At 73.0% G+C, this 7,523-nt stretch carries 9 protein-coding genes; 7 read left to right on the top strand and 2 right to left on the bottom strand.

Features of this window, described 5'->3' with window-relative positions; translation table 11 throughout:
- Together ACFE60_RS06040 and ACFE60_RS06035 are read right to left on the bottom strand one after the other, a co-directional pair.
- Nucleotides 1-562 (bottom strand): response regulator (locus ACFE60_RS06040; protein WP_375387943.1); only part of this gene is annotated, 562 nt, incomplete at its 3' end.
- Complete coding sequence (locus ACFE60_RS06035; RefSeq protein ID WP_375387942.1) at nucleotides 562-1,710, bottom strand: sensor histidine kinase; 1,149 nt, start codon at nucleotides 1,708-1,710, stop codon at nucleotides 562-564. The genes ACFE60_RS06035 and ACFE60_RS06040, both read right to left, overlap by 1 nt.
- Before the next feature lie 130 nt (nucleotides 1,711-1,840).
- On the opposite strand from ACFE60_RS06035, the gene ACFE60_RS06030 reads away from it, so the two are divergent.
- The 7 genes from ACFE60_RS06030 (at nucleotide 1,841) to ACFE60_RS06000 (ending at nucleotide 7,513) form a co-directional block, all read left to right on the top strand.
- A complete protein-coding gene (locus tag ACFE60_RS06030) occupies nucleotides 1,841-2,899 on the top strand; it encodes a hypothetical protein (protein WP_375387941.1) in 1,059 nt (352 codons plus the stop codon).
- Complete coding sequence (locus ACFE60_RS06025) at nucleotides 2,896-3,261, top strand: DUF2834 domain-containing protein (protein WP_375387940.1); 366 nt, start codon at nucleotides 2,896-2,898, stop codon at nucleotides 3,259-3,261. Before ACFE60_RS06030 ends, ACFE60_RS06025 begins: the two co-directional genes overlap by 4 nt.
- A 92-nt stretch (nucleotides 3,262-3,353) precedes the next feature.
- Nucleotides 3,354-4,385 (top strand): DUF4037 domain-containing protein, encoded by a 1,032-nt coding sequence (locus tag ACFE60_RS06020; RefSeq protein WP_375387939.1) that lies wholly within the window; start codon nucleotides 3,354-3,356, stop codon nucleotides 4,383-4,385.
- Nucleotides 4,386-4,488: 103 nt separating this feature from the next.
- Nucleotides 4,489-5,445, top strand: coding sequence for a proline iminopeptidase-family hydrolase (locus ACFE60_RS06015; RefSeq protein ID WP_375387938.1), 957 nt, complete (start codon nucleotides 4,489-4,491; stop codon nucleotides 5,443-5,445).
- Between the two features lie 39 nt (nucleotides 5,446-5,484).
- Nucleotides 5,485-6,267: a nucleoside phosphorylase gene (locus tag ACFE60_RS06010; RefSeq protein ID WP_375387937.1), complete on the top strand. Its 783-nt coding sequence runs from the start codon at nucleotides 5,485-5,487 to the stop codon at nucleotides 6,265-6,267.
- A gap of 30 nt (nucleotides 6,268-6,297) precedes the next feature.
- Nucleotides 6,298-6,750, top strand: coding sequence for a DUF4279 domain-containing protein (locus tag ACFE60_RS06005; protein ID WP_375387936.1), 453 nt, complete (start codon nucleotides 6,298-6,300; stop codon nucleotides 6,748-6,750).
- Nucleotides 6,751-6,958: 208 nt separating this feature from the next.
- A complete protein-coding gene (locus ACFE60_RS06000) occupies nucleotides 6,959-7,513 on the top strand; it encodes a hypothetical protein (protein ID WP_375387935.1) in 555 nt (184 codons plus the stop codon).
- Nucleotides 7,514-7,523: the final 10 nt, after the last annotated feature.

Below are 7,523 nucleotides of genomic sequence, written 5' to 3'. Positions count from 1 at the left end.
CCTTCACGGTGCGCTCGGAGGCGTGCAGGCGGGCGGCGATCTCCGCGTTCGTCGCGCCGAGGCAGACCCGGTCGAGCACCTCCCGCTCGCGCGGCGTGAGCCGGGCCAGGGCGCCACGATCGGCGGACGCGGCTCCCGAGCCGGCGACCGCCCGCTCGAGCACGCGGGGGAGGACGCGGGGGTCGAGCCAGGCGCCGCCCGCGGCGACGGCACGCACGGCGCTGATGAGCGCCTCGGCCGGGCTGTCCTTCAGGACGAACCCGCCGACCCCGGCCGCGAGCGCCGGCCAGAGCACGTCGTCGTCGTCGAACGTGGTCAGGGCGAGGATCGGAGGAGCGTCCGGCACGGCGCGGATCCGCCTGGTCGCCTCGATGCCGTCCAGCACCGGCATGCGGATGTCGGTGAGGACGACGTCGGGGCGCAGCGACGCCGCGCCGCGGATGAGATCGCTCCCGTCCGCGAACTGACCGACCACCTCGATGTCGGGCGCGGAGCTGAGGACGAGGGCGAGACCCGACCGGATCATGGCCCGGTCGTCGGCGAGGACGAGGCGCACGGGCATCAGGCGTCCGTCCGGACGAGCGCCCGCGCCCGGGTGTCGCGCAGCGGCATCCGGCACTCGACGACCCACCGCCCGTCCACGAGGCCGCTGGAGAGCCGCCCGCCCGAGGTCACCACCTGCTCGCGCAGCCCGGTGAGCCCGTAGCCGCCGGCGCCCTCACCGTGGCGGGATGCGACCGCGTTGGCGATCCGCAGCGTCACCGCCTCCACGTCGATCGTCGCCGTGACCTCCACGGTCGATCCGTCGGCCCGGTACCTGGCGGCGTTCGCGAGCGACTCCTGCGCCACCCGGTACAGCAGCCCGCGGAGGAACAGGGACAGCTCGGCGGTGCGCTCGTCGACCGCGAGCACCACGTCGACGCCGGCCGCCCGGTACGTCTCGGCCAGTCGCGTCAGGTCCGCCGACCCGCTGCGGGGCTCGCCGTCGGTGCGCAGCAGCCCGACGACCTCCCGGATGCCGTCGAGGCTCTCGCGGCAGACGCGCTCCGCCTGCTCCAGCGCCTCCTCGGCCTTGGCCGGGTCGGTCCGCAGCAGCAGGCGGGAGCCGCTGATGTGCAGCACCACCACGGTGAGCGAGTGGGCCACGAGGTCGTGCACGTCGCGCGCGAGCGCGGTCCGCTCCTGCTGGGTCCGCACCGCGGCGAGGCGCGCGTCGGCGGCTCGCAGCTCGGCGCTCAGCCGGCCGGAGTACCCGAGCAGCACGCCCATGGCGACGCCGACCAGGTCCCCGATGGCGAAGTAGATGTTGCCGGGATCGAACGGCACCGGGCTCAGCAGGCTCGTGAACGGCAGGGCGACCCCCACCGCGGCGGCCAGGGCGACGCGCCACACGCGGTCCGCCCGGCTGGTCAGCAGGCACAGCGCGGCGGTGCCGAAGAACACGCTCGCGTTCAGGCCCTCGACGACCAGGATCGCGACGACGGGGAGGAGGGAGGCGAGCGCGAAGAGCATCGTCGGGATCGCCCGTCCCGCCGCCTGCACGACCCACGGCGCGAGCGCCAGCACGAGCAGCGGCACGGTCACGGGCAGCCGGTGGGCGGTGACGAGCACCGCCGCCGTCGCCAGGACGACGGGCGCCAGCCAGACCAGCCCCAGCAGCCGGGCGCTGGGTCGCGCGCCGGACCCGAGGAGGTCGTCCATCGGTGTCATGGGCCGAACCTAACGACCCGGGACCCCGCCGGCATCGGTCGCCGGGTCGCCGGCGCCGTGTCCGCACGGACAGGACAGCGTGCCCCGCAGGACGATGCGGTGCACCGCGCGCTGCCGTCACGATGCCCGCATGACGATCTCGACGACGACCCGGCAGGATCCGGAGCACCCCGTGGCCCGGCCGGCCCCATCGCCCGGGCGGCTGCGCCGAGCGGTGACGACCGTCTTCCGCTGGCACCGTCCGCTCATCGCGCTGGCGGCCGCCTCCCTGGTGCTCCTCGTCGTCTGCATCGTCGGCGTGGTCACGGACCCGCGGGTGCTGACCGGCCTGCCGATCTGGGACAAGCCGGCGAAGTTCGCGGTCTCCGTCGCCGTCTACTCCTTCACGCTCGCGTGGCTCATCTCGCTGATGCCGCGGCGGCGGAGGCTCGGCTCGATCCTCGGCACGATCAGCGCGGCGATGCTGGCGGGGGAGCTGGTGGCGATCGTGGCCCAGGTCGTCCGCGGACGCACGAGCCACTTCGACTTCGCCACCCCGCTCGACGCGATCGTGTACCAGTCGATGGCGGGCATGATCGCCACCCTCTGGCTGTGCAACCTCGCGCTCGTGGTGCTCCTCCTCATCCAGCGGCTGCCCGACCGGTCGCTGATGTGGGCGCTGCGGCTCGGCCTGATCATCGCGGTGATCGGCATGGGGCTCGCCTACCTGATGACCCTGCCGACGCCCGCTCAGCAGGCCTCGTGGGGGCAGGGAGGCGCGGTGTCGGTCGTCGGCGCGCACACCGTCGGGCTGCCGGACGGCGGGCCCGGCCTGCCCCTGCTCGGCTGGAGCACGGTCGGCGGGGACCTCCGGATCCCGCACTTCGTCGGGCTGCACGGGCTGCAGGTGATGATCCTGCTCGCCCTCGGCCTGATCGCGCTCGGCCGCCGCACGGCGCTGCTCTCCTCCGCCACCGTGCGGCTGCGGCTCGTCGTCACCGCGGCCGCGGCGTACCTCGCCGTGATCGCGGTGCTCGCCTGGCAGGCGCTCCGCGGGCAGTCGGTGATCCACCCCGACGCGCTGACCGCAGGCGCGACCGCCGCGATCTCCCTGGCCGCGCTCGCGGCCGCCGGGGTGATCCTCCGCGCCGGAGCCCGCGCCGTGCGCGCTGACGTGCCCGCCGCCGTGCCCGGCGGCGACCGCCCGTGAGCGCCTCCACGTCGCACCGCGGCGGGCCGCCCGTGATCGCGGTCGGCTACGCCGGTCTCGCGGTCGTCGGGCTCGTCGGCACCTGGTGGTTCAACCTGACGTACACCGGCGGCGCCTACCTCGCGGATTGGTTCGCGAACGGCGCGAGCTCCTCCGCCGCGATCGACCTGCTGGTCGCCTTCGTCGCCTGCACGGTGTTCTTCGTCCGCGAGTCCCGGCGCCTCCGGTGGCGGCTGTGGGTGCCGATCGTGTTCGCCGCGGCGTCGCTCGTGATCGCGGTCGCCTTCGCCTTCCCGCTGTTCCTCGCGGTGCGGGAGGTGGCCCTCCGGGCCTCGCACCGGCCTGTCGGCGCCTCCGCTTGACGGCCCAGCAGCGCGCCGCGAGGTCGGGGCTTCTGTCGGCCGACCCGACCGCAGCGCCTGACGACGGGCCGAGCCTGCTGGACGATGTCGGGGTGGACAGGACGCTGCGCGGCCGGGAGCTCGCCTGGCGCTACTGGGATGGGGTCGTCCGCCCGCCGCTCGAGGAGCGCTTCCCGGACCTGCCGTACGCCGCTGGGCGGCTCGGCACGGGCTCCGACGTCCTCGGGTTCGACGACGCGACCTCGCGGGACCACGACTGGGGCCTGCGGCTCAGCCTCTTCGTCCCGGCCGACGCCGTGGAGGCGGTCGATGCCGAGCTCGCCCGAGCCCTGCCCGAGCGCTTCGCCGGACTTCCGACGCGGTTCGCGATCACCGGCGACGGCGTCGAGCGTCACCGGGTGGAGGTCGCGACGCCGGGGGCCTTCCTGGTCGACCGGCTCGGGTTCGATCCGACGGCGGGCGTACGCCTGCAGGACTGGTTGTCGCTGACGGGCCAGGCGGTGCTGGAGGTGACCGCCGGTCCGCTCTTCACCGACCGCGTGGGCTTGATCACCGCCGCGCGGTCGGCGCTCACGTGGTACCCGGACGACGTCTGGCGGCACGTCGTGGCGTGCGACTGGATCCGTCTCGAGCAGGAGCTGCCGCTGATGAGCCGGGCGGGCGACGCGGGCGACGACCGCGGGTCACGGGTGATCGCCGCGCGGCTGGCGCAGGTCGCGATGCATCTCGCCTTCCTCCTCCACCGCAGGTGGCCGCCCTACGCGAAGTGGTTCGGCACGGCGTTCGATTCCCTGCCCGGCGCTGAGGCGCTGCGCGCGCCGATCGACGTCGCGCTGGCCGCGACGACGTGGCAGGAGCGGCAGGCGGCGCTCGCCGTCACGCTCGAGGCCCTGCTGCGCCTGCAGGTCACCGCGGGGCTGACGGGTCCGGATCGCGCGGTCGCGCCGTTCTGGGATCGGCCGTACCTGCAGCCCGCGCCCGGGATCGTCGCAGCGCTGCTCGACGGGATCGGCGACGGGGAGATCCGGGCACTCCCACGTGGCCTCGGTTCCATCGAGCAGCGGACTGACGTCGTGGACCTGCTGGTGGACGCCCGGTGGCGTCGGGCGATGATCTCGGCCTGAGGCCTCGTCGCGACCGGCTGGAGGTGCTCCGCCTCCGTCGGCCGGGGCCCGGAGGACCCGGCGCGCTCGGCTTCGCGCGACCCCGCGCGGCTACCGTGCCCCCATGACGCCTCCCGCCGACGACTACTTCGACACGACCTCCTGGAATCCGCGTGACATCGTCGCCGGCGGCAACCGGATGGTGCCGATCACGACGCCGAGCGGCGACTTCCGGGTGTGGACGAAGCGGGTCGGCACGAACCCGGATCTGAAGGTGCTGCTGCTGCACGGCGGCCCCGGAGCGACGGACGAGCTGTACGAGCCGTTCGACCTGTGGCTGCCGCGGGAGGGGATCGAGTACCACTACTACGACCAGCTCGGCTCGTTCCGCAGCGACCAGCCGGACGACCCGAGCCTGTGGGACCTGCCCCGCTTCGTCGACGAGGTCGACCAGGTGCGCCAGGCGCTCGGGATGGACGCCTCCAACTTCGTGCTGCTCGGGCAGTCGTGGGGCGGCCTGCTGGCGACGGAGTACGCCGTGCACCACCAGGAGCACCTGAAGGGGCTCGTGATCTCGAACATGATGTCGAGCGCGCCCGCCTACAACACCTACGCGCGCGACGTGCTGATGCCGGCGATGGACCAGGACGCCCTGCACGAGATCCAGCGGCTGGAGGAGGCGGGCGACACCCACGATCCGCGCTACGAGCAGCTGCTGATGGAGCACCACTACGTGCATCACGTCTGCCGCATCCCGTTCGACGAGTGGCCCGAGCCGGTCGTGCGCGGCCTCGGCCACATCAACGAGGCGATCTACGTCCCGATGCAGGGCCCGAGCGAGCTGGGCCTGAAGGGGACGCTCGAGGACTGGGACCGCTCCGGCGACCTGCAGGGCATCACCGTCCCGACGCTGGTGATCGGCGCCACGCACGACACGATGGACCCCGAGCACATGCGCTGGATGTCGCAGCGCCTGCCGAACGGCCGCTTCCTGCTCTGCCCGGACGGCAGCCACCTGTCGCAGTTCGACGACCCGACCCACTACTTCCCGGGCCTGATCGACTTCCTCCACGGGCTCTGACGGCCGCGCTCGGGGGGCGGAGGCGCAGAATCGGGAGCGATGTCCGCTGATTTGCCCGACGTGCCGCTGCTCGAGGACGATCTGCAGGAGGCGGGCCTGATCGCGCCCGTCGCGTTCGTTCCGTCCGGCGAGATGCCGCCCGCCGTCGTCATCTGCTTCTTCGCCGAGGTGATCGAGCAGCTGGCGCAGCGTGCCGACACCGAGCAGATCGGGATGCTGCACGCGGCGCACGGCCGGCACCCGGTGCTGTCCGTGACCCACGGCACGAGCCGCGTCGCGGTGTTCCATCCCGGTGTCGGCGCGCCGCTCGCCGCCGCATTCCTGGAGGAGGTCATCGCGGCGGGAGGGCGGTCCTTCGTCGCCGTCGGCGGCGCGGGAGCGCTGCTTCCGGACCTGGTGCTCGGTCACCCCGTGATCGTGCAGAGCGCGGTCCGCGACGAGGGCACGTCGTTCCACTACGCCGCGCCGAGCCGCGTCATCGACGCCGACCCCGACGGCATCGCCGCCCTGCGCGCGTCGCTCGACGCGGTCGGTGCGGACTTCCTGATCGCCCGCACCTGGACGACGGACGCGTTCTACCGGGAGCCACGCTCTCGCATCGCTCGCCGTGTGGAGGAGGGGTGCGTGGTGGTCGAGATGGAAGCGGCGGCCTTCATCGCCGTCGCGCGGTTCCGCGGTGTGCGCCTGGCGCAGCTGCTGTACGCCGGCGACAGCCTCGCGGGCGACGAGTGGGACGAGCGCGCCTGGTCCACGGCGGTCGATGTCCGCTCCAGGCTGTTCTGGGTCGCCGCCACGGCGGCCCTGCGCCTGCACGTCGCCTGATCGAGCGTTCGAGACGAGGAGCCCGCAGCGATGATCATCGACAACACGGCGACCCTGGCGGTGCACTGCCGGGACGAGTCGGCGGCAGCGGTGTCCGCGATTCTCGGCATCGAACCGACTCGCATGTGGGAGCAGGGAGACCTCTTCCGGAACATCCGCACCGGGCTGCCCAACGCGGAGGGAAGGCGCCGCCAAGCGGGCGCATGGCTCTACAGAGTCGAGTTCGCCGGCGGACCGGACCGCGAGGACCAGACCGGCTGCGGTGCGCTGACCGAGCTGCTGCGGGTCTTCGCCGACCGGGTCGAGGACATCCGATCGCTCCAGGACCGGTACGACGTCATCGTGCGCTGGAGCGGCGACTCGGACTCCTGGCAGGGCGGATTCGTCTTCCCTGCTCGGGTGCTCACCGGGCTCGCCGCGCTGGGCTGCGCGCTCCACGGCGACGCGTACCTCACCGGGACGGAGGAGGACGACGAGGACTGATCGAGGACGAGGACTGAACACGCATCTCGGCAGCGCTGCGCGGGTGTGCTCGAACCCCTGAGAGTCCTCATCGCCGCCGACTCAATGCAGATCGACACGACGCGCTAGCGGCGGTCGTTTCGACGAGGTTGTTCCCCGGTGCAACAGTCGAGCGCCTCCCGGCCATGTACGTGATGCGGGCAGAATCCGCGGACACAGAGGGAGCGACATGGACGACATCGAGTTCGACGACCTGCTCAGGCGGGCAGGTGCGACGACAGCGGTCCGGGCGGAGACGCTCGACGAGCTGGTCGACCGGACGCGCGCCCGACGGAGGACCGCTCATCGTCGCAAGCCGGTCCTGATCGGTCTCGCGGTCACGGGCGCGGTGCTGCTCGCCGCGGCAGCCACCAGCGACTACTGGACGAAGATCTCGCCGTTCCAGTCGCTGGAGACCGGCATGTACCGGACCCCGACCGCCATCCCCGTCGACTACGTGACGACCAGCGGAGTCCACGAGCACTGCCAGGCGTTCCTCGAGTACCTCGACCTGTCCGTGCAGCAGTCCGAGCAGGCCGAGGCGTACGTAGAGCAGCACGACTGGACCGGCCTGGGCCAGCGGACCTACGACGCCGTGGACGAGGCCGATGTCTCGGACGCGCTCGATCCGGTGATGAACGCAGCAGCCGCAGCAGCCGTCCCGTCAGCAGCCCCGAAGGGCTCCGGTGGCGACCACGCTCGGATCAGCGGCTGGTCCATGGTCTGCGCCGAGACGTCGAAGTGACCGCGACACC

It is taken from the genome of uncultured Amnibacterium sp. (assembly GCF_964245895.1).
In the GTDB taxonomy this organism is placed as follows: Bacteria; Actinomycetota; Actinomycetes; order Actinomycetales; family Microbacteriaceae; genus Amnibacterium.
The sequence above is the reverse complement of the archived record's forward strand: the minus strand, read 5'-3'. Positions and strand labels throughout refer to the sequence as shown.